Annotated in this window: 21 protein-coding genes; 13 read left to right on the top strand and 8 right to left on the bottom strand. The window is 70.4% G+C overall.

Translation table 11 applies throughout. The features are described from left to right. Positions 1 to 27 precede the first annotated feature (27 nt). A complete protein-coding gene (locus ACK4YQ_RS13580) occupies positions 28 to 1,176 on the top strand; it encodes an acyl-CoA dehydrogenase family protein (RefSeq protein ID WP_409611954.1) in 1,149 nt (382 codons plus the stop codon). Beyond that, positions 1,176 to 1,439, top strand: a complete 264-nt coding sequence (locus tag ACK4YQ_RS13575) for a DUF3253 domain-containing protein (protein ID WP_409611953.1) — start codon at positions 1,176 to 1,178, stop codon at positions 1,437 to 1,439. Before ACK4YQ_RS13580 ends, ACK4YQ_RS13575 begins: the two co-directional genes overlap by 1 nt. On the opposite strand, the gene ACK4YQ_RS13570 is transcribed toward ACK4YQ_RS13575, so the two are convergent. Next, positions 1,412 to 2,062: a hypothetical protein gene (locus tag ACK4YQ_RS13570; RefSeq protein ID WP_409611952.1), complete on the bottom strand. Its 651-nt coding sequence runs from the start codon at positions 2,060 to 2,062 to the stop codon at positions 1,412 to 1,414. The genes ACK4YQ_RS13575 and ACK4YQ_RS13570 overlap by 28 nt on opposite strands. A 108-nt stretch (positions 2,063 to 2,170) precedes the next feature. On the opposite strand from ACK4YQ_RS13570, the gene ACK4YQ_RS13565 reads away from it, so the two are divergent. From ACK4YQ_RS13565 to ACK4YQ_RS13555, 3 genes are all read left to right on the top strand, one after another. After that, positions 2,171 to 2,779 (top strand): uracil-DNA glycosylase family protein, encoded by a 609-nt coding sequence (locus tag ACK4YQ_RS13565; protein ID WP_409611951.1) that lies wholly within the window; start codon positions 2,171 to 2,173, stop codon positions 2,777 to 2,779. Further along, on the top strand, positions 2,776 to 3,816 hold the full coding sequence (locus tag ACK4YQ_RS13560; protein ID WP_409611950.1) for an alpha/beta fold hydrolase: 1,041 nt from the start codon (positions 2,776 to 2,778) through the stop codon (positions 3,814 to 3,816). Before ACK4YQ_RS13565 ends, ACK4YQ_RS13560 begins: the two co-directional genes overlap by 4 nt. Positions 3,817 to 3,880: 64 nt before the next feature. Then, positions 3,881 to 4,945 carry a Glu/Leu/Phe/Val family dehydrogenase gene (locus ACK4YQ_RS13555; protein ID WP_409611949.1) on the top strand — a complete coding sequence of 355 codons (1,065 nt, stop codon included), beginning with the start codon at positions 3,881 to 3,883 and terminating at the stop codon, positions 4,943 to 4,945. On the opposite strand, the gene ACK4YQ_RS13550 is transcribed toward ACK4YQ_RS13555, so the two are convergent. After that, positions 4,942 to 6,279 (bottom strand): MFS transporter, encoded by a 1,338-nt coding sequence (locus tag ACK4YQ_RS13550; RefSeq protein WP_409611948.1) that lies wholly within the window; start codon positions 6,277 to 6,279, stop codon positions 4,942 to 4,944. The genes ACK4YQ_RS13555 and ACK4YQ_RS13550 overlap by 4 nt on opposite strands. Positions 6,280 to 6,553: 274 nt before the next feature. On the opposite strand from ACK4YQ_RS13550, the gene ACK4YQ_RS13545 reads away from it, so the two are divergent. Together ACK4YQ_RS13545 and ACK4YQ_RS13540 are read left to right on the top strand one after the other, a co-directional pair. After that, positions 6,554 to 7,906, top strand: coding sequence for a UdgX family uracil-DNA binding protein (locus ACK4YQ_RS13545; protein WP_409611947.1), 1,353 nt, complete (start codon positions 6,554 to 6,556; stop codon positions 7,904 to 7,906). A gap of 31 nt (positions 7,907 to 7,937) precedes the next feature. Continuing rightward, positions 7,938 to 8,771: a TIGR00266 family protein gene (locus ACK4YQ_RS13540; RefSeq protein ID WP_409611946.1), complete on the top strand. Its 834-nt coding sequence runs from the start codon at positions 7,938 to 7,940 to the stop codon at positions 8,769 to 8,771. Here the strand turns inward: ACK4YQ_RS13540 and ACK4YQ_RS13535 are convergent. Continuing rightward, positions 8,768 to 9,523 (bottom strand): VOC family protein, encoded by a 756-nt coding sequence (locus tag ACK4YQ_RS13535; RefSeq protein WP_409611945.1) that lies wholly within the window; start codon positions 9,521 to 9,523, stop codon positions 8,768 to 8,770. The two genes, ACK4YQ_RS13540 and ACK4YQ_RS13535, sit on opposite strands and share 4 nt — an antisense overlap. A gap of 93 nt (positions 9,524 to 9,616) precedes the next feature. Here ACK4YQ_RS13535 and ACK4YQ_RS13530 point away from each other — a divergent pair, with 93 nt between their 5' ends. Then, complete coding sequence (locus ACK4YQ_RS13530; protein WP_409611944.1) at positions 9,617 to 10,438, top strand: enoyl-CoA hydratase-related protein; 822 nt, start codon at positions 9,617 to 9,619, stop codon at positions 10,436 to 10,438. A gap of 12 nt (positions 10,439 to 10,450) precedes the next feature. Here ACK4YQ_RS13530 and ACK4YQ_RS13525 read toward each other — a convergent pair whose 3' ends face one another. The 3 genes from ACK4YQ_RS13525 to ACK4YQ_RS13515 form a co-directional block, all read right to left on the bottom strand. Next, positions 10,451 to 11,107 (bottom strand): TetR/AcrR family transcriptional regulator, encoded by a 657-nt coding sequence (locus tag ACK4YQ_RS13525; RefSeq protein ID WP_409611943.1) that lies wholly within the window; start codon positions 11,105 to 11,107, stop codon positions 10,451 to 10,453. 83 nt (positions 11,108 to 11,190) lie between these two features. Then, entirely contained in the window at positions 11,191 to 12,366 is a 1,176-nt protein-coding gene (locus tag ACK4YQ_RS13520; RefSeq protein WP_409611942.1) for a vWA domain-containing protein, read from the bottom strand. A gap of 92 nt (positions 12,367 to 12,458) precedes the next feature. Next, a complete protein-coding gene (locus ACK4YQ_RS13515; protein WP_409611941.1) occupies positions 12,459 to 13,457 on the bottom strand; it encodes an aldo/keto reductase in 999 nt (332 codons plus the stop codon). Positions 13,458 to 13,565: 108 nt separating this feature from the next. On the opposite strand from ACK4YQ_RS13515, the gene ACK4YQ_RS13510 reads away from it, so the two are divergent. After that, positions 13,566 to 14,453, top strand: a complete 888-nt coding sequence (locus tag ACK4YQ_RS13510; RefSeq protein WP_409611940.1) for a LysR substrate-binding domain-containing protein — start codon at positions 13,566 to 13,568, stop codon at positions 14,451 to 14,453. A gap of 21 nt (positions 14,454 to 14,474) precedes the next feature. Here the strand turns inward: ACK4YQ_RS13510 and ACK4YQ_RS13505 are convergent, their stop codons facing one another. Together ACK4YQ_RS13505 and ACK4YQ_RS13500 are read right to left on the bottom strand one after the other, a co-directional pair. After that, a complete protein-coding gene (locus ACK4YQ_RS13505) occupies positions 14,475 to 14,975 on the bottom strand; it encodes a recombinase family protein (RefSeq protein ID WP_409611939.1) in 501 nt (166 codons plus the stop codon). A gap of 170 nt (positions 14,976 to 15,145) precedes the next feature. Then, on the bottom strand, positions 15,146 to 15,667 hold the full coding sequence (locus ACK4YQ_RS13500) for an N-acetyltransferase family protein (RefSeq protein WP_409611938.1): 522 nt from the start codon (positions 15,665 to 15,667) through the stop codon (positions 15,146 to 15,148). Positions 15,668 to 15,714: 47 nt separating this feature from the next. Between ACK4YQ_RS13500 and ACK4YQ_RS13495 the strand changes: the two genes are divergently transcribed. The 4 genes from ACK4YQ_RS13495 (at position 15,715) to ACK4YQ_RS13480 (ending at position 18,514) form a co-directional block, all read left to right on the top strand. Beyond that, positions 15,715 to 16,644 (top strand): histone deacetylase family protein, encoded by a 930-nt coding sequence (locus tag ACK4YQ_RS13495; protein ID WP_409611937.1) that lies wholly within the window; start codon positions 15,715 to 15,717, stop codon positions 16,642 to 16,644. Between the two features lie 48 nt (positions 16,645 to 16,692). Next, a complete protein-coding gene (locus ACK4YQ_RS13490) occupies positions 16,693 to 17,310 on the top strand; it encodes a phosphoglycerate mutase family protein (RefSeq protein ID WP_409611936.1) in 618 nt (205 codons plus the stop codon). A gap of 74 nt (positions 17,311 to 17,384) precedes the next feature. Then, positions 17,385 to 17,627, top strand: a complete 243-nt coding sequence (locus ACK4YQ_RS13485; RefSeq protein ID WP_409611935.1) for an exodeoxyribonuclease VII small subunit — start codon at positions 17,385 to 17,387, stop codon at positions 17,625 to 17,627. Next, the gene (locus tag ACK4YQ_RS13480; RefSeq protein WP_409611934.1) at positions 17,627 to 18,514 is read left to right on the top strand and encodes a polyprenyl synthetase family protein; all 888 of its coding nucleotides are present in this window, start codon (positions 17,627 to 17,629) and stop codon (positions 18,512 to 18,514) included. Before ACK4YQ_RS13485 ends, ACK4YQ_RS13480 begins: the two co-directional genes overlap by 1 nt. Positions 18,515 to 18,534 lie beyond the last annotated feature (20 nt).

Genomic DNA, 18,534 nt, shown 5'->3' with positions numbered 1-18,534 from the left:
CGGCCCACCAAGGGACGCCGCCACGCCATGGCCCTCGACGCCGAAACCCGCGACCAGCTCGTCGACACCGTCCGCCGCTACGTCAGCGAGCGGCTGCGCCCGCTGGAGGCCAAGGTCGCCGAGGACGACGCGATCCCGGACGAGGTGATCGCCGAGATGAAGGAGATGGGCCTCTACGGCTTGTCGATCCCGGCCGAGTACGGCGGGCTGGACCTCTCCATGGAGGACGAGTGCCTGGTGGCGATGGAGCTCGGCCGCACCAGCCCCGCGTTCCGCTCGGCGTTCGGCACCAACGTCGGCATCGGCGCCCAGGGCCTCGTCATGTTCGGCACGCCCGAACAGAAGCAGAAGTACCTGCCCGGCGTCGCCTCCGGCGAGATCATCACCTCCTTCGCCCTGACCGAGCCGGAGGCCGGTTCCGACTCCGGCGCGGTGCAGACCCGCGCCACCCTGGACGGCGACGCCTATGTGCTGAACGGCGCCAAGCGCTACATCACCAACGCCAACAAGGCCGACCTCTTCACCGTGATGGCCCGCACCGATCCGTCCAAGCCGGGCGGCGGCGGGGTCTCGGCCTTCCTGGTGGAGCGCAAGCTCGAGGGCCTGTCGGTCGGCAAGCCCGAGAAGAAGATGGGCCAGCAGGGCGCCCACATCTGCGACGTGACCTTCGACAATGTGCGCGTGCCCGTGGAGAACCGCCTGGGCCGGGAGAACGAAGGCTTCAAGGTGGCCATGCAGGTGCTGGACCGCGGGCGCCTGCACATCTCGGCCGTGTGCGTCGGCGTGGCCGAGCGCCTGATCGCCGACTGCGTCGCTTACGCCACCGAGCGCAAGCAGTTCGGCCAGACCCTCAGCCAGTTCCAGCTCGTCCAGGGCATGATCGCCGACTGCAAGACCGAGGCCCTGGCGGCCAAGGCGCTGATGCTGGAGACCGCCAAGAAGCGGGACGCCGGCGAGAACGTGACCATGGAGGCGGCCGCCACCAAGTACTTCGCCTCGGAGATGGTCGGCCGGGTCGCCGACAAGGCCGTGCAGATCTTCGGCGGCGCCGGCTACATCGCCGACTACGGGATCGAGCGCTTCTACCGCGACGTGCGGATCTTCCGCATCTACGAAGGCACCAGCCAGATCCAGCAGGTGATCATCGCCCGCGAGACCCTGAAGCGGGGCGGCTGATGACCCGCGACGCCGAAGCGGTGATCCTCGACCTGCTGGCCGCCCTGCCGGCAGGAAAGTCGATCTCGCCCGAGGAAGCCGCCCGGGCGATGGATCCGGAGGGCTGGCGCCGCCAGCTCGGCCAGGTGCGCGCCACGGCCGTGGGCCTGGCCCGCCAGGGCCGGCTGGTGATCACCCGTCACGGCAAGCCGGCCGACCCGGACAGCTTCAAGGGCGTCTACCGCTTGCGCCTGCCTCAGGCCGGCGAGGCGCCCTCGGCGTAGAGGTGGATGTAGGGCACGAGGTTGGCGCGGAACGGCCCCGGGAAGTGCAGGGTGAACGCCCCCTCGACCGGGAACGGGCTCTGCAACAGCCGCCAGTCCGCCAGCCGCAGCGTCCCATCGGCGGTCAGCTCGGGCAGGAGCCGCGCATTGAAGGCGCCCTGCTCGTAGGAGGGGCCGGCCCATTCGTCCTCGCAGACCCAGGCGGTGGGGGTGCGCGTCCACTTCGTGCCGGCGAACAGGCCGCTCCAGCGGTCCATCAGCGCAAGGCCCCCCGGCTGACGCACGGCGAAGACGCCGGCGTTGAAGGGCGCGGTCCAGTGCGGATTGTCCGGCGCGGCGACCATGGTCTCGCCGCCCTCGAACAGGTCCTCGACGCGGCGGTCGAGGTCGTGGACGACCGCGTCGCTGTCCAGCCAGACGGCGACGTCGAAGCCGACCTCGAAGAAGCGGTGCAGGATCTTCGGCTTCTGCCAGTAGACCGGCAGGTCGAAGTGAGCCTGGTTGATGAAGTGGTATTCGTAGCCGTGCCGGACCGCGTACTGGTGGTTGCGATGCAGCAGGACGGCCATGGCGCCCAGCTTCTCGATGGGACGGTTGTCGAACTGGACGATCGCGACCTTCATGCCGGGCTCCCCGCCGGGACGCCCGAGCGCCCGCCGACCGGCTTCCCATTCGCGGTCGCCGCTGTCCAGCCCCGAAGGGTGATGGCGCAGGCCCGTCCCTGAGCCTACATGGCCGCCATGGCTTCCGCCCCGCCCTCGCTCGACGCCCTCCTGGCCGACATCCGCGCCTGCCGGGCCTGCGCGGGCGAACTCGAGCACGAGCCGCGGCCGGTGGTGTGGGTGCGCCCGACGACGCGCGTCCTGATCTGCGGCCAGGCCCCCGGCCGGCGGGTGCACGAGAGCGGGCTGCCGTTCGACGACGCCTCGGGCGACCGCCTGCGCGACTGGATGGGGGTGGACCGCAAGACCTTCTACGAGCATCCGGCGATCGGCGTGGCGGCCATGGCCTTCTGCTTTCCCGGCACCAACCCGAAGGGCGGCGACTACCCGCCGCCGGCGCGCTGTGCGGCGCTGTGGCGACCGCGGCTGCTGGCGGCGCTGCCGCAGGTGGAGCTGACCTTGCTGGTCGGCGGATACGCCCAGGCCTGGGCGCTCGGCGCGGCGGCGAAGGCCAACATGACCGAGACGGTGCGCGCCTGGCGCGAATATTCGCCGCAGCGGCTGCCCACGCCGCACCCGTCCTGGCGCAACACCGCCTGGCTGAGGCGCAATCCCTGGTTCGAGGCCGAGGTGACGCCCTATCTTCGCCAAAGGGTTCGGGAAATTCTGCGCCGATGAGCCGCTTTCTGATCGTCCTGGCCGCGCTGGCGCTGAGCGCCTGCTCGCCCCTGATGGTGCAGCAGGCCGGCGTTCCGAGCGCGGCGTTCCAGGGGCCGCGGCTGACCCAGGACCAGTTCGTCAGCTTCGACGGGGCGCGGCTGGGACTGACGCGCTGGTTGCCTGAGGGCGAGCCCTGGGCGGTGATCGTCGGCGTCCACGGCATGAACGACTACGCCAACGCCTTTCACCTGGCCGCGCCCTGGTGGGCCGAGCAGGGGGTGGCGACCTACGCCTATGACCAGCGCGGGTTCGGCCGCTCGCCCCAGCGCGGGGTGTGGGGCGGCCAGGCGCTGATGGACGAGGACCTGCGGGTGATCACCGCGCTCCTGCGCTCACGCTATCCCGACGCCGTGATCGTGGTGGCCGGCGAGAGCATGGGCGGCGCGGTGGCGATCGAGACCTTCGCCTCGGACCGCCCGCCGGCGGCCGACCGGCTGGTGCTCTTGTCCCCGGCGGTGTGGGGCTGGCGCGAGCAGCCGCTGCCCAACAAGCTGCTGCTGTGGATGGCGGCGCGGTTCACCGGCTCCAAGGTCTACACCCCGCCCGGATGGCTGACCGACCGGGTCACGCCCACCGACAACCGCGCCGAACTGATCGCCATGGGCCAGGACCCGCTGATGATCTGGGGCGCGCGTTCCGACACGCTCTACGGCCTGGTGAACCTGATGGACCGGGCCTGGGCGGACGTTGGCCAAATCCGCGCGCCGGTGCTCTATCTCTATGGCCGCAACGACGAGATCATCCCCAAGACCGCGGCCCTGGACGCGGTTTCGCGCCTGCCCCAGGGCGCGCGCACGGCCTATTACGCCGCGGGCTGGCATCTTCTGACGCGCGACCTGCAGGGGCCGAAGGTCTGGGCCGACATCCTGGCCTTCATCCGCGATCCGCAGGGCCCCCTGCCGTCCGGCGCGCCGCCGATCCCCGGCGCGCCGGCCCGCGTTCCGGCGACGCAGGCGGCGCAGGGCGATGGGCGACAGGTGGCGGCGGGGTTGTGATCGGCGTCCGGTAGGCGTAGAGCCGGGCGCGAAAACTGATGCCTCGGACCTGAGCAAAGCCAGAATGAAGATGTTCGATTCCGCCGCCTTCGAGGCACATGAAGACGTTCATAGCTTCTATGACGAAAAGTCCGGCCTCAAGGCGATCATCGCCGTGCACTCCACGGCGCTGGGTCCGGCGGCGGGGGGCTGCCGCATGTGGCCCTATGCGGACTTCCAGGCGGCGCTGACCGACGCCCTGAAGCTGTCGCGGGCGATGTCCTACAAGAACGCCATGGCCGACATCGGCCTAGGCGGCGGCAAGTCGGTGATCATCGGCGATCCTCGCACCGGCAAGACGCCGGAACTGTTCGAGGCCTTCGGCCGGGCGGTGGAGAGCCTGGGCGGGCGCTACTGGACGGCCGAAGACGTGGGCGTCTCCCCCGCCGACCTGGCGCATGCGCGCAAGACCACCCGCTATGTGGCCGGGCTGGAGGGCCACGCCGCCGCGTCCGGCGATCCGAGCCCGGTGACGGCCGAGGGCGTGTTCCGCGGGGTGCGCCTTTGCGTGCGGCGGGCGCTGGGGCGCGAGCTGGACGGGGTGACCGTGGCGATCCAGGGCGTGGGCCATGTGGGCGCCTATCTGGCCGAGAAGCTCGCCGCCGCCGGGGCGAAGCTGGTCGTCGCCGACGTGAACGAGGCGGCCCTGCGGATGGTGGCCGAGTGGACGGGCGCGCGGATCGTGGCGCCGGACGAGATCTTCGACGTGGAGGCCGAGGTGTTCGCCCCCTGCGCCCTGGGCGGGGCGGTGAACGCCCAGACCCTGCCGCGGCTGAAGGCGCGCATCGTGGCCGGGGCGGCCAACAACCAGCTCGCCGGCCCGGAGATCGGCCAGGCGCTGTTCGAGCGCGGCGTGCTCTACGCCCCCGACTACGTGATCAACGGCGGGGGGATCATCAACGTGGCCGGCGAGATCCGGGCGCTGGAGGCAGGAACCGCCTTCGACGCCCACTGGGTCGCGGTCAAGCTGGATCGGCTGACGGAGACCCTGGAGGAGGTGCTCGATCGCGCCGCCGCCGAGAAGCGCCCGCCGCACGAGGTGGCCGACGCCACCGCCCGCGCCCGCATCGCGGCGGCCAGGGCCGCCTAGACCCGCCCGGTGCGGACCTTGCGCGGCTCCTTGACCATGAAGGTCAGCAGCAGCAGGGCCGCGGCGAGGAAGCCGATCGAGACGCCGAACACCATCTCGTAGCCCAAGGCGGTGGCCATGATGCCGCCGACCAGCGGGCCGATGGAGGCCATGATTCCCTCGGCCGTAGCCGAGAAGGCGATGCGCATGGGCATGTCGTCGCGATCGCCGAACTCCAGGATCATGGTCTGGGCGCTCATCATGTAGCCGGACTGGGCCGCGCCGAGGCCGAAGAACGCCGCAAAGGTCCAGGCCAGGTCGTGGAAGCTCATCAGCAGTACGGTCGAGCAGATCCAGGCGATCAGCGACAGCAGCAGGATGAGGCGGAATCCAGTCTTGTCGCCCAGATAGCCCCAGATCAGGTTCGACAGGGTGTCGGCGCCCAGGAACGCCAGCGACAGCAGGCCGAGGTTGCCCCCGGTCAGCTCGATCGTGGAGCCGGCGTAGATGATGTAGAACGGCACGGCCAGGCGGCTGGCGGTCGCCAGCATCTGCACGATCAGGAAGTACTTGTAGCTGGGATCGTCCGCGATCAGCCGCGGGAAGTCCGACAGCCGTTCGCGCAGGCGCGAGCGGGGGCGGGTGGTCGGCGGCTCCGGCTCGCGCAGCAGCATCTGCAGGGCGCTGAGGCCGAGGCTCGTGAGCACGAAGGCGAAGACGAAGGTCACGCCGTAGCCGTTGCCGAACAGGTTGGGCTCGATGAACCATCGGCCGGCGAAATAGGCGAGGATCGCGGCGATCAGGCCCCCTGTGGCGTTGCGCCAGGCCTGCAGGCGGCCGCGGCGGCTGATCGGGATGACCTTGGCCATGAGCAGGCCGAAGACCACCCGCTGGGCGCCCATGAACAGGCCGAACAGGAACATGAAGAGCAGGATCGCCGTGACCAGCGGCTGGCCGCTGAGCAGCCAGCCGGAGGCGGCCATGCCGAGGATCTGGATCCGCGCCAGGCTGCCCATCCAGACGGCGGCCGGCATCACCCGGGTGCGGTGCTCGATCTGGTTGGCGCCGACGATCGGGGAGACGACGCTGCCCACCTGCTGGAGCGCGAGGCCGAGGCCGACGATGGTGTTCGAGCCGGAGATGGCGTGCAGGTAGGCCGGCAGGAAGGTGGGGGCGTTGACGAGCCGGAAGCCGGTCATCCCCAGCATGCCGTGCAGATAGTTTCCCAGATAGTTGCGTCTCAGGTTGTCCCAGACGAACTTTTCGTAGGCCGCTTCCTTTTCGGCGAGGGTCTCGCCGACCGGCGCGACCTCGTCCGTGGCGACGGGGCCGCCGGTGTCAACTCGTTCTTCCAACAGCATCCCGCCCGCGCGAGGGCCGAAAATTGAGCCGCGCGGCCGGCTCCCTAAGACATTGGTTTAATCAATACGAACCCTCCTAGCAGAGTCCTTCGGCGGGGAGAATTGCGCCGATGGCGCCCGGCGCGCCCCGGCCTGGGCGAAGGCCCGCCGTTCCGCGGCCCGTGTCCACAGGGGCGCTGCGCGTCCGCTTCGGCGAGGCTTGAAAAGAACAAAACAAGAACAATAAGATGGAGGGAGTTCGATCCGGGACCCCGACCTCGCCATGGAGATGAAGACCGTCCGCCTCGCTGCGGAAACCGATTTCGAGGGATGGCGCGAGGCCGCCCGTCGGCTGAGGGTGCAACGGGTGGAGCCGGCGCGGGTGGTCTGGACGGTGGACAAGGCGGCCGACCCGCCCGGCGGCGGTCATGAGCGGCCGTTCACCGCGCCGCGGGCGTTCCTCGGCCTTGCGCGGGACGTGGTGCTGCACCGGTCGGACGAGCGGTTCGCCGTGCTCTACCGGCTGCTCTGGCGACTGGAGGCGACGCCGGAGCTGCTGCGTTACGACGCCGACCCGGACGTCGCGCGGGCGCGGACCCTGGCGCGGGAGGTGGACCGCGCAGCCCAGCGGATGAAGGCGTTCACCCGCTTTCTGCCGGTGGACGCCGCCGGGGGACCGCCGACCCACGTGGCCTGGTTCGAGCCGGCGCATCGGGTGACAGAGCGGGTGGCGCCGTTCTTCGCCCGGCGCTTCGCCGGCGCCCGCTTCGCCCTGCTGACTCCCGACGTCTGCGTGTTCTGGACCGGCGAGCGCCAGGTCCTGCGGCCCGGGATCGACCCGGCGGACGCGCCGCGTGAGGACCAGCTCGTGGACTACTGGCGGAACCTGACCCGCGCCCGGTCCATTCCGCCCTATGGGGCGGCGACGGAGACGAACGTCGAATCCATGGCCGAACACCAGACCCGCAGCGAGCCTCCCCGCCGCGTCGTGCGCGCCGTCCGCACCGCCCTGCGGGACGGCTCCTTCGAATCCCACGCGCCGACGAACCTGGAGGAGGTCAGCGCCGGGGTGGACGCCTGCCGGCGCTGCGACCTGTGGCGGGGCGCCACCCAGGGCGTGGCCGGGGAAGGGCCCGGGACCGCGCCGCTGATGCTGGTGGGCGAGCAGCCGGGCGATCACGAGGACGTCGAAGGCCGGCCCTTCGTCGGCCCCGCGGGCCGGATGCTGGACAAGGCGCTGGAGGCGGCGGGGATCACCCGGGCCGAGACCTACGTGACCAATGCGGTCAAGCACTTCAAGAACGAGCCGCGGGGCAAGCGGCGGCTGCACAAGACGCCCGAGGCCGGCGAGGTGCGGGCCTGCCGCTGGTGGCTGGACGCCGAGCGCCGCATCGTGCGGCCTCGGGTGATCTTGGCCCTGGGCGCGACGGCGGCGGTGTCGGTGTTCGGCCGGCCCATGCCGATCGCCCGCTCGCGCGGCCGGGCCTTCGCCCTGCCGGATGGGGCTCAGGGGGTGGTGACCTACCATCCCTCGTACCTGCTGCGGGTTCCCGACGCCGCCGCGAAGGACGCCGCGTTCGACGCCTTTCTGGAGGACCTGAGGTTCGCCTGCCGGCTGGCGAGGCAGGGGGCGGCGGCCTAGATTCGGCGCGAATCCCTCAACGGAGTCCGCCATGACCTCTGGCCCCTGGAGCCACCACCGCAGCGCCGCCGTCGCCGACGACATCGACTTCGAGATCAAGGGCCAGGAGCTGCAGTTCCTCGAGATCGAGCTCGATCCCGGCGAGAGCGCGATCGCCGAGGCCGGGGCCATGGTCTGGAAGGACGCGACGGTCGGCATGACCACTGTGTTCGGCGACGGCTCCGGCGGGGCGGACGCCGGTTTCATGGGCAAGCTGCTGGGCGCCGGCAAGCGGCTGGTCACCGGCGAGAGCCTCTTCACCACGGTCTTCACCCACAACGGCCAGGGCAAGGCCAAGGTCGCCTTCGCCGCGCCGACGCCGGGCTCGATCCTGCCGCTGCACCTGGGCCAAGTCGGCGGCCAGCTCATCTGTCAGAAGGACAGCTTTCTGGCGGCGGCGCGGGGCGTGTCGATCGGCATCGCCTTCCAGCGGCGGATGATGACCGGCCTGTTCGGCGGCGAAGGCTTCATCATGCAGCGCCTGGAGGGCGACGGCTGGGTGTTCGTGCAGATGGGCGGAACCGTGGTCGAACGGGAGCTGGCGCCGGGTGAGCAGCTGCACGTCGACACCGGCTGCCTGGCCGCCTACACCCCCAGCGTCGATTTCGACCTGGTCGCCGCCGGCGGGATCAAGAGCGCGCTGTTCGGCGGCGAGGGCCTGTTCTTCGCGCGCCTGACCGGCCCCGGGAAGGTCTGGATCCAGTCGCTGCCGTTCTCGCGCCTGGCGGGCCGGATGCTGGCCGCCGCCGGCTCCATGGGCGGCCAGAACCGCGGCGAAGGCTCGGTGCTGGGCGGCCTGGGCGACCTGATCGGCGGGAACAACTAGGGCGCGGCTCTCACCAGCCGCATGCGGGTTCCGCAGAGGACGACGTCGCCCGCTTGGTCCAGGGCGCCCCGGGCCCGGGCGCGCGTGCGGACGGCGTCGGGATCGCGGACAGCGACGTCGAACGCGCCCAGGCCCTCGCCGCGGCCGTCCTGAACGGAGACGAAGCGGAGTTCCCCGCCCTCCAGGGGAATGCGCCAGCCGCCATCGACCGCGTCGCTCTCCAGCCCCAGGACCGCAGCCCATCGGCGGGACATGGCCTCTGGGTCCGCGCCCTGCAGTTCGGCGCCGACGATCGAGACGGAGGTGTCGGTGCGCACGTTCTCGCGCCAATGCGGTCCGCCCCATTCCCACCGCTCCTTCGGGACCATGGCGTCGATGGAGATGATGGCGCCGCCCAGGTCCTTGGGATGCAGGTGGGTCATGTGGACGCCGTCGCGATCGGCCTGGTCCACCACGCGCACGCCCTCGGCGGCCGCCCGGGCCCGGGCCGCTGCGATGTCGTCGGTCTGGAAGATGGCCATGTAGCCGCCGTCGCCGCCGCGCTTCTCCAGCAGCCGCCCGGCCGTCGTGCCCGAGGTCGTAGGCGAGACCACCTCCAGGAAGGTGTCGCCCACCGGCCAGACGGCGTTCTCCAGGCCGTACTTGCCGACGCCCGGGTCGGCGTAGGCCTCGCCGAGGCCGAGGATCGCGACGATGTCCGCGCGGGCGGCGGCGAGGTCCCTGCCCACCAGGGCGATCTGACGAAGGCGCATGAGGTTTCCTCCCGAACTGGCCTCTGGCGCTGGGCGGGCGCGGGCCTAAGAATTGGCAGCTTGGCGCCGCGTTCGCTGGGAGGAAACAGGACCATGGCCGAAATCGACACCGGAACCGCCGACCTTCTCGCCCGGCTGGAGGGCGGAGTGCTGACGCTTACGCTCAACCGCCCGGAGGCGCGCAACGCCATGAGCGGGGAGATGAACGCGGCCCTGGCCGAGCAGCTCGCCTGGGCCGAGCTGGCCGGCGAGGTCAAATGCGTGGTCCTGACCGGCGCGGGCAATGGGTTCTGCGCCGGGGGCGACGTTAAGGGCATGGCCAGCCGCGGCGACGGCACGGTGGGCGACCAGACGATCGACGCGGCGATCCACCGCCAGCGCGTGAACCAGCGGGCCACGTCAGGCAAGCTGTTCAAAATGCCCAAGCCGACCCTGGCGGCCCTGCCGGGGCCGGCGGCCGGGGCCGGCCTGTCGCTGGCGCTGGCCTGCGACATGCGGATCATGTCGCGCACGGCCTTCATGACCACCGCCTTCGCCCGCGTCGGCTTCTCCGGCGACTACGGCGGGACCTATTTCCTGACCCAGCTCGTGGGCTCGGCCAAGGCGCGCGAGCTCTACTACCTGTCCGAACGGGTGAGGGCGGAGGACGCCCTGCGCCTGGGGCTGACAAACTGGGTGTGCGAGCCCGAGGAGCTGCAGGCGAAGGCCGCCGAGATCGCCGCGCGGCTCGCCGCCGGTCCGACGGTGGCCTACCGCTACATGAAGGAGAACCTGAACCGCGCGATGGCCGGCGAGGTCGATGACTGCCTTGACCTCGAGGCGACGCACCACGTGCATTGCGGCCAGACCGCCGACCACCGCGAAGCGGCCCAGGCGTTCGTGGAGAAGCGCGAGCCGGTGTTCACGGGGCGCTAGCCGCCGGTGCGGTCAGGCCAGGAAGCCCGCCTCCGCGAAGTCGAGCATGCGCTGGAGCAGGGCGTCGACGTCGCCTTCGCGGGTGAGGCCGTCCGACAGCACGTGCAGCCGGTCGAACTCGGCGAAGCGGTTGTTGTGGACCATGCCGAGGCAGAAGTGCAGGCGCCAGTAGACGTCCTCGCGCGGCAGCTCGGGCCTGGCGGCGATCAGGGCGTCGGCGAAGCGCGCCAGGTGCGAGACGTCCTTGGCCAGGGCCTCGCGCATCTCCTCGGTGCCTTCGCTGCGCGAGCGGATGATGAACTGGACCGAGATCCGACGCTCATTGTCCGGCGAGCCCCAGCGCAGGGGCGGGGCGAACAGCGCCTCGAGGATCTCCCGCACGGGCGGCTTGCCGTCGTGGCGGTCGTTGGCCTCGTGCAGCATCCGCGCGCGCTCGCGGTTCAGCTCGGCCGTGCGGCGGCGGAAAATCTCGAAGAGCAGGGCGTCCTTGGACCCGAAGTGGTAGTTCACTGAGGCCAGGTTGACGCCGGCGGCGGCGGTGATGTCGCGCACCGAGACGTTCTGGAAGCCGTGAAGGGCGAAGAGCCGTTCGGCCGCGCAGAAGACCGCCGCCTTGGTGGCGGCTTCGGCCTCGCCGCTCGCCTGGTCCTGCAACAGGGGATCGGTCATGCGAATCCCTTCAACGACCTGCCCAGTCTAGGCGCCGCCGACGAGCCGGCAAACGTCCGTTCGCGGAGGGCGCGCCCGGCCGATCAGCGCGCCAGCTCCCGCATCGCCTTTTCGAGCCCCTCGAGGGTCAGCGGATACATCCGGTCGTTGACTAGCTGACGCATCACGTCGATCGAGGGGGTGTAGTCCCAGTGGCGCTCGGCGGTGGGGTTCAGCCAGACCATGTGCTCATAGATCTGGCTGACGCGGTCCATCCAGATCGCGCCGGCTTCCTCGTTCCAGTGCTCCACCGAGCCGCCCGGATAGGTGATCTCGTAGGGGCTCATCGTCGCGTCGCCGACGAAGATCACCTTGTAGTCGCTGGAGTACTTGTGCAGCACGTCCCAGGTGTTGATCTTCTCGGAATGCCGGCGGCGGTTGTCCTTCCACACGCTTTCATAGAGGCAGTTGTGGAAGTAGTAGAACTCCATGTTCTTGAACTCGGACCGCGCGGCCGAGAACAGCTCCTCGCAGACCTTGATGTGGCTGTCCATCGACCCGCCGATGTCGAAGAAGATCAGGACGCTGATCTTGTTGCGGCGTTCCGGGCGCAGGTGGATGTCCAGATATCCCTTCTCCGCGGTGCCGCGGATGGTGTTGTCCATGTCCAGTTCTTCGGCGGCGCCGTCGCGCACCCATTTGCGCAGGCGGCGCAGGGCGACCTTGATGTTGCGGGTGCCGAGCTCGACGGAATCGTCAAGATTCTTGTACTCGCGCTTGTCCCAGACCTTGATCGCCTTGCCGTGGCGGCCCTTGTCCTGGCCGATGCGGATGCCTTCGGGGTGGTAGCCGTTGGCGCCGAACGGCGAGGTGCCGCCGGTGCCGATCATCTTGTTGCCGCCCTCGTGGCGCTCCTTCTGCTCCTTGAGGCGCTCGGCCAGGGCTTCCATCAGCTTGTCGAAGCCGCCCATGGCCTCGATCTGCGCCTTCTCCTCCTCGGTGAGGAACTTCTCGCTGATCTTGCGCAGCCATTCGGCCGGGATGTCGGCCGTGCCGACGCCCTCGATCTTCTCCAGCCCCTTGAAGACGTGGCCGAAGACCTGATCGAACTTGTCGATGTTCTTCTCGTCCTTCACCAGCGCCGAGCGGGACAGGTAGTAGAAGTCGTCCACGCGCCGGTCGATGACCGACTTGTCGAGCGCCTCCATGAGCATGAGATACTCTTTCAGCGTCACCGGGACCTTGGCTTCGCGAAGCTCGGTGAAGAAGCGCATGAACATGGGCGTTTCCCGCGGACGAACGATTGTTTGACCGCAGAGGATGGGGCCGCGTGCACCCAATGTCCAGTGCGCGCGGCCTTGCGCCGCGCCGATCAGCCGCGCCGTTCGCTGTCGAGCATGGCCATCTGCGCAGCGGCGTAGCGCTCGCCCGCGGCGGCCCCCTTAGGCGCTGCGGCCTCCAGGGCGGCGAGGTCCTCGGCCGAAAGGGTCGCCTCCAGGGCGCCGAGTGCCTCGGCCAGTCGGTCGCGCCGGCGTGCGCCGATCAGGGGCACGATGTCGGAGCCCTGCGCGGCCACCCAGGCGATCGCCGCCTGCGCCACCGTCACGCCGCGGGCCTCGGCGACCCGGCGCATGGCCTCGACCAGGGCGAGGTTGCTGTCCAGGTTCTCGCCCTGGAAGCGGGGGGCCATGCCGCGGAAATCGCCCCGCACGTTGCGCTCCGCCGACCAGTGGCCGCTGATCAGCCCGCGGGAGAGGACGCCGTAGGCGGTGATCCCGACGCCGAGCTCGCGGCAGAGCGGGAGGATCTCGTCCTCGATCCCGCGGGAGATCAGCGAATACTCGATCTGCAGGTCGGCGATCGGGTGGACGGCGGCGGCCCGGCGGATGGTCTCGGCTCCGACCTCGGAGAGCCCCACGTGTCGGACATAGCCTGCCTTCACTAGGTCGGCGACGGCGCCGATGGTGTCCTCGATGGGCACGGCCGGATCCAGGCGCGAGGGGCGATAGACGTCGATGTGATCGACGCCAAGCCGCTTGAGCGTATAGGCGCAGGCCGTCTTCACCGCCGAGGGCCGGGCGTCGTAGCCGAGCCAGCCGCCGTCCGGGCCGCGCTGGGCGCCGAACTTGACGCTGAGCACGAAATCGTCGCGCCGCACGCCCTTCAGCCATTCGCCGATCAGCATCTCGTTGTGGCCCATGCCGTAGAAGTCGCCGGTGTCCAGGAGGGTGATCCCGGCCTCGGCGGCGGCGGAGAGCGTGGCCAGGCTCTCGGCCCGGTCGGCGGGGCCATACATGTCGCTCATGCCCATGCAGCCGAGGCCGAAGGCGGAGACGTGGGGGCCGGTGGTTCCAAGCTGGCGGGTGATCATCGCCGGACTCCTTGGGAAGGAAGGGGGAAGGGACGGCCCCTAGATGCGCCCGTGCGGGTCGTGCGATAATCCGGATAGTTTCGAACAGGCTGTGCGGAACTTCGAACAATGCGCGGGCTGAACCTCGACCTGCTGGACGCCTTCGCCGCGGTGGCCCGGCGGCGCAGCTTCCGCGCGGCGGCGGCCGAGCGTGGGGTTTCGCCGTCCACCTTGAGCCAGTCGGTGCGTGACCTGGAGGCGCGGATGGGCGTGCGCCTGCTCAACCGCACCACCCGCAGCGTCGCGCCGACCGAGGCGGGGATGCGGCTGCTGGAGCGGCTCTCGCCGGCGTTCGCCGAAATCGCCTCGGCCGTGGACCAGGCGCAGGCCGCCCAGGGCGAGCCGGCGGGCCTGTTGCGCATCAACGCGCCGGAGCCGGCGGTCGAGCTGGTGCTGGCGCCCCTGATCGCCCGCTTCCTGCAGCACTATCCCAAGGTCCGCCTCGACGTCGTGGGCCAGACCGCGCTGGTCGACATCGTCGCCGAGGGCTTCGACGCGGGCGTGCGTTGGGACGAGAGCCTGGCGCGGGACATGGTCGCCGTGCCGCTGAGCGGACCGCAGCGCTACGTGCTGGCGGCGAGCCCTGCGGCGATCGCCCGCTGGGGCGCGCCCGCCCATCCGAGGGACCTGCTTTCACGCCCCTGCATAAGGGTGAAGTTCCCCAGCGGCTTCATGCCCCCGCTGGAGTTCGAGCGAGGTCCGGAGGTGATCCGGCTGGAGCCGGAGGGCCCGCTCATGTCCAGCAGCCCGCGGCTGATGATCGAGGCGGCGCTCGCCGGGGCTGGCTTCGTCTGCACCTTCGAGGGATATCTGGAGGCGCACCTGGCGTCCGGGCGGCTGGTGCGCCTGCTGGACGAATGGCTGCCGCCGTTTCCCGGGCCGAGGCTCTACTACCCCAGCCGGCGACAGACCCCGCCGGCGCTGCGGGCCTTCATCGACTTCGTCAAGACGGGGTGAGGGGCCGGGCGAGGGGGTGGATCAGCCCGCTTCCAGGGCGCGCAGCTTGCGCCACACCGTCATGCGCGAGACGCCGAGGCGGCGGGCGATCTCCACGGGCCCGACGCCGGCGTCCTGCAGCGCCTTGATCTCCTCGGCGGCCGGGGCGCTGCGGCGGCGGCGGCCCGCCCAGGCGGGCTCGACGGCGGCGACGGCCTGAAGCGCGGCGCGAAGGGCGCGGCCGCAGGCGCCTTCGCTGGAGAGTTCCGGTTCGACCACGAAAAGGGTGGCGCCCCGCTCGTCGAGCCGGTCGATCACTTCAAGGACGCTGCGGGTGGAGTGGGCCAGATGCTCGAGGCGCATGACGACGAGCTGGTCGCCCTCGCCGATGAAGTCGAGGATCGAGGTGAGCACTGCGGATTCGTCCGCCGTCAGCGACGCCGGTTCCTCGGCGCGCACGACGTGGCAGCCGAACGCCTTCAGCGCCGCGGTATCGTCCGCGGACCGCGCGTCGCGCAGACTTACATAGCCGATCCTCAACATCCCACCCGTCGCTCTCAAGCTACTGCGATGATTGTCCTCAAGGTCCCAAAACGGACATCGTTCGTCAAAGCGTGACGCGTTAAATCTCTGCAATAATTTTCTGTGACTACGTATCGAACAGCGGAATCAGGGGGCAGCAGGCGCCGCTTCTGACAGGCTTGTCAGAAAAACTATGCCCTTCGCCTGCATAGGATGAACTCGTGGTCGACCACGCGGCCAACGGGAAATCCGTACTCTCCCACCTTCTCGAACCCGGCGCGGCCGTAGAACCGCTGGGCGCCGTGATTCTGCGACCAGACGCCGATCCACAATGTCCGTGGTCCCTCACGTTCCAGCCAGGCCATGACCTCCTCGAAGAGCCGACGTCCAAGGCCCCCGTTCTGCCAGGGCTTGAGCAGGTAGAGGCGCTCCAGCTCGCCGCACTGCGGCGTCACCTGCGGGTGCGGCAGCTTGCAGGGGCCGGCGAGGGCGTGGCCCACAGCCTGGCCGCCCGCCTCCACCAGCCAGGCGGCCTTGGCCGGATCGGCCAGGTCCGCGGCGGTGCGCTGCGGCCCGTAGGCGTCGGCCAGGAAGCTCGCCAGGTCATCGGGCGGATAGAGATGGCCGAAGGTCTCGACGAAGGTCCGGCGGCCGATTTCGGACAGGCGGTCGGCGTCGGCGGAGGTGGCGCGGCGAATGGTCGGCTGGTTCATGAGCTTAAGGCGTTCGGATCGGGACGTTCAGGGTCTAGACTGATGCGATGGACATCGCCCTCTACACCCACGCCGACATGTACGACCATCGGCCGGGGGCCGACCATCCGGAGCGGCCGGAACGCCTGGCCGCCGTGATGGAGGCGCTCGGCGAGGCTTCGGACCTGGACCTGGACATGCGCGAGGCGCCGCTGGTCGAGACCGCCGACCTCCTGCGCGTGCATGACGAGGCCTATGTCCAGACGATCCTGAAGCTGGCGCCGGCCAGCGGCCTGCTTCGCCTGGACGATGATACGGCCATGTCGCCGGGAAGCCTGACGGCGGCGCGGCGGGCGGCCGGCGCCGTGGCCCTGGCCGTGCGCGACGTCGCCGCCGGCCAGGCCGAACGCGCGTTCTGCGCCGTGCGCCCGCCGGGACACCACGCCGAGCCCGGCACGCCGATGGGCTTCTGCATCTTCTCCAACGTGGCGATGGGCGCGAAGATCGCCCAGTCGGCTGGCCTGGCGAGGGTGGCGGTGGTGGATTTCGACGTCCACCACGGCAACGGCACCCAGGCGATCTTCGCCGGAAAGCCGGGCCTGTTTTTCGCCTCCATGCACCAGTGGCCGATGTGGCCCGGCACCGGCCACCCGGGGGAACAGGCCGGCGGCAACATCGCCAACGCGGTGGTTCCCCCCGGCGCGTCACCGGCGATGTGGCGCAAGGGATTCGAGGGCCTGCTGGACCGGGTCGACGCCTTCGCCCCGGATCTGATCATCATCTCGGCCGGCTTCGACGCCCACGCGCGCGATCCGCTGGGGGGCTACGAGGGCCAGAGCCTGGAGGAGGACGACTTCGCCTGGGCCACCCGGGCCATCGTCGAGATCGCCCGCGGCCGCTCGCATGGCCGGGTTGTCTCCTCGCTCGAGGGCGGATACGACCTGCAGGCCCTGGGCCGCTCGGCGGTCGCGCACGTTCGGGCCTTGCAGGAGGGGTGATGAGGCTTGGTGAAGCGCGCGCCGTGCGGCTCCTCGCCCGTGGATGACATGGCCGACGCATTGACCGCAGATCCGCCTGTCGTCACGGCTGCGCGCCCCGGGGCGATCGTCCTGGCGCGGCACGGCGAGCCTGCGATCTCACGCAAGGTCAAGCTGACCGCCGAGGGCTACCGGCTGTTCTGGGCGCGCTACGAAGCCCTGGGCATCCGCGCCGGCCAGACGCCGCCCGAAGACCTGAAGGCGTGCGTGGCGGCCGCCGGGACGGTGATCGCCTCTACGCGCCTGCGTTCGATCGAGACGGCCGAGGCGGTGGTCTGCGGTCGGGCTTTTGCGCGCGACCCCCTGTTCATCGAGGCGCCCCTGCCGCCGCCGGACCTGCCGCGCTGGATCAAGCTGCCGCCGTCGATCTGGGGGTTCCTGGCGCGGGTGTGGTGGTGGCTGTTCAACCATCACGAAGGCGGCGAGACGCGGGACGAGGCCCGGGCCAGGGCCGAACAGGCCGCCGCCCTGCTGACCGACCTCACCGCCTCGGGCGAGGACGTGGTGGTGCTGGCGCACGGCTTCTTCAACTATATGGTCGGCCGGGCCCTGAAGCGCCGCGGCTGGCGGCTGACGGCGAGCCAGGGCTACAAGTACTGGTCCTGTCGGCGCTTCGAGCGGATTTGACGCGCGCTCGCGCCTCGCCCGTTGCGACCCCGCACAGCCGCCTCTAGGTTTCACCCTTTCCTGCGAGGAGCATCATGGCCGAAGCCGCCGAGATCGAGACGCTGTCGTTCGAAGCGGCGCTCGCCGAACTGGAGCAGATCGTCGGCAAGCTCGAGAGCGGACAGGCGCCGCTTGAGGATTCCATCCGCCTCTATGCGCGCGGCGCGGAACTGAAGGCCCATTGCGAGAAGCGCCTGGAGGCCGCGCGCCTGCAGGTGGAGAAGATCGTCAAGGGCGCGTCCGGCGGTCTTGGGGTCGAGCCGGCCGAGTTCAGCTGATGAGCGCGCTGGCCTCCCGTCTGGCCGAGGCGGCCGACCTGGTCACCGTGGCGCTGGACGAGCTGCTGCCCAGGGCCGACGGGCCCGAGGCGCGATTGACCGAGGCGATGCGCTACGCCGCGCTCGGGCCCGGCAAGCGCCTGCGCCCCTTCTTCGCCATCGAGACCGGCAAGATGTTCGACCTGGACGACAGGCCGGTGCTGCGCGCCGCCTGCGCCCTGGAGTGCATCCAGGCCTACAGCCTGATCCACGACGATCTGCCGTGCATGGATGACGACGACATGCGCCGGGGCCGGCCCACCGTGCACAAGGCCTACGACGAGATGACGGCCGTGCTCGCCGGCGACGCCCTGCAGACCGTCGCCTTCGAGATCCTGGCCCATCCCGACACCCACGCCGACGGAGCGGTCCGGGCCCAGATGGTGCTGCGGCTGGCCCAGGCCTCCGGCGCCAGGGGCATGTGCGGCGGCCAGATGATCGACATGCTCGGCGTGCGCGACGACCTTGGCGCGGTGGCCCGCATGCAGCGGATGAAGACCGGCGCCCTGATCGCCTGCGCCTTCGAACTGCCGCTGGTGATGGCGCACATGGACGAGGACGACCGGGAGCACCACGCCCTGATGGCGTTCGCCCAGGACCTGGGCCTGGCCTACCAGATCGTCGACGACCTCCTGGACCTGGAGGGCGACGCCGCCGAGCTGGGCAAGAAGGCCGGCAAGGACGCGGCCATGGGCAAGGCGAATTACGTGACCCTGCTGGGCGCCGAGGCCGCGCGCGAACGCTTGAATCTGCTCAAGGAACAGACCAAGGCCCATCTCGACCCGTTCGGTCCGCGAGCCGAATTCCTGAGGGCCGCCGTCGATTTCGTGCTAGAGCGCCGAAACTGAATCTCCCGATCGCCACTTGC

Origin of the sequence: Phenylobacterium sp., assembly GCF_046291545.1 — a bacterium.
Classification (GTDB): domain Bacteria; phylum Pseudomonadota; class Alphaproteobacteria; order Caulobacterales; family Caulobacteraceae; genus Phenylobacterium.
The sequence above is the reverse complement of the archived record's forward strand: the minus strand, read 5'-3'. Positions and strand labels throughout refer to the sequence as shown.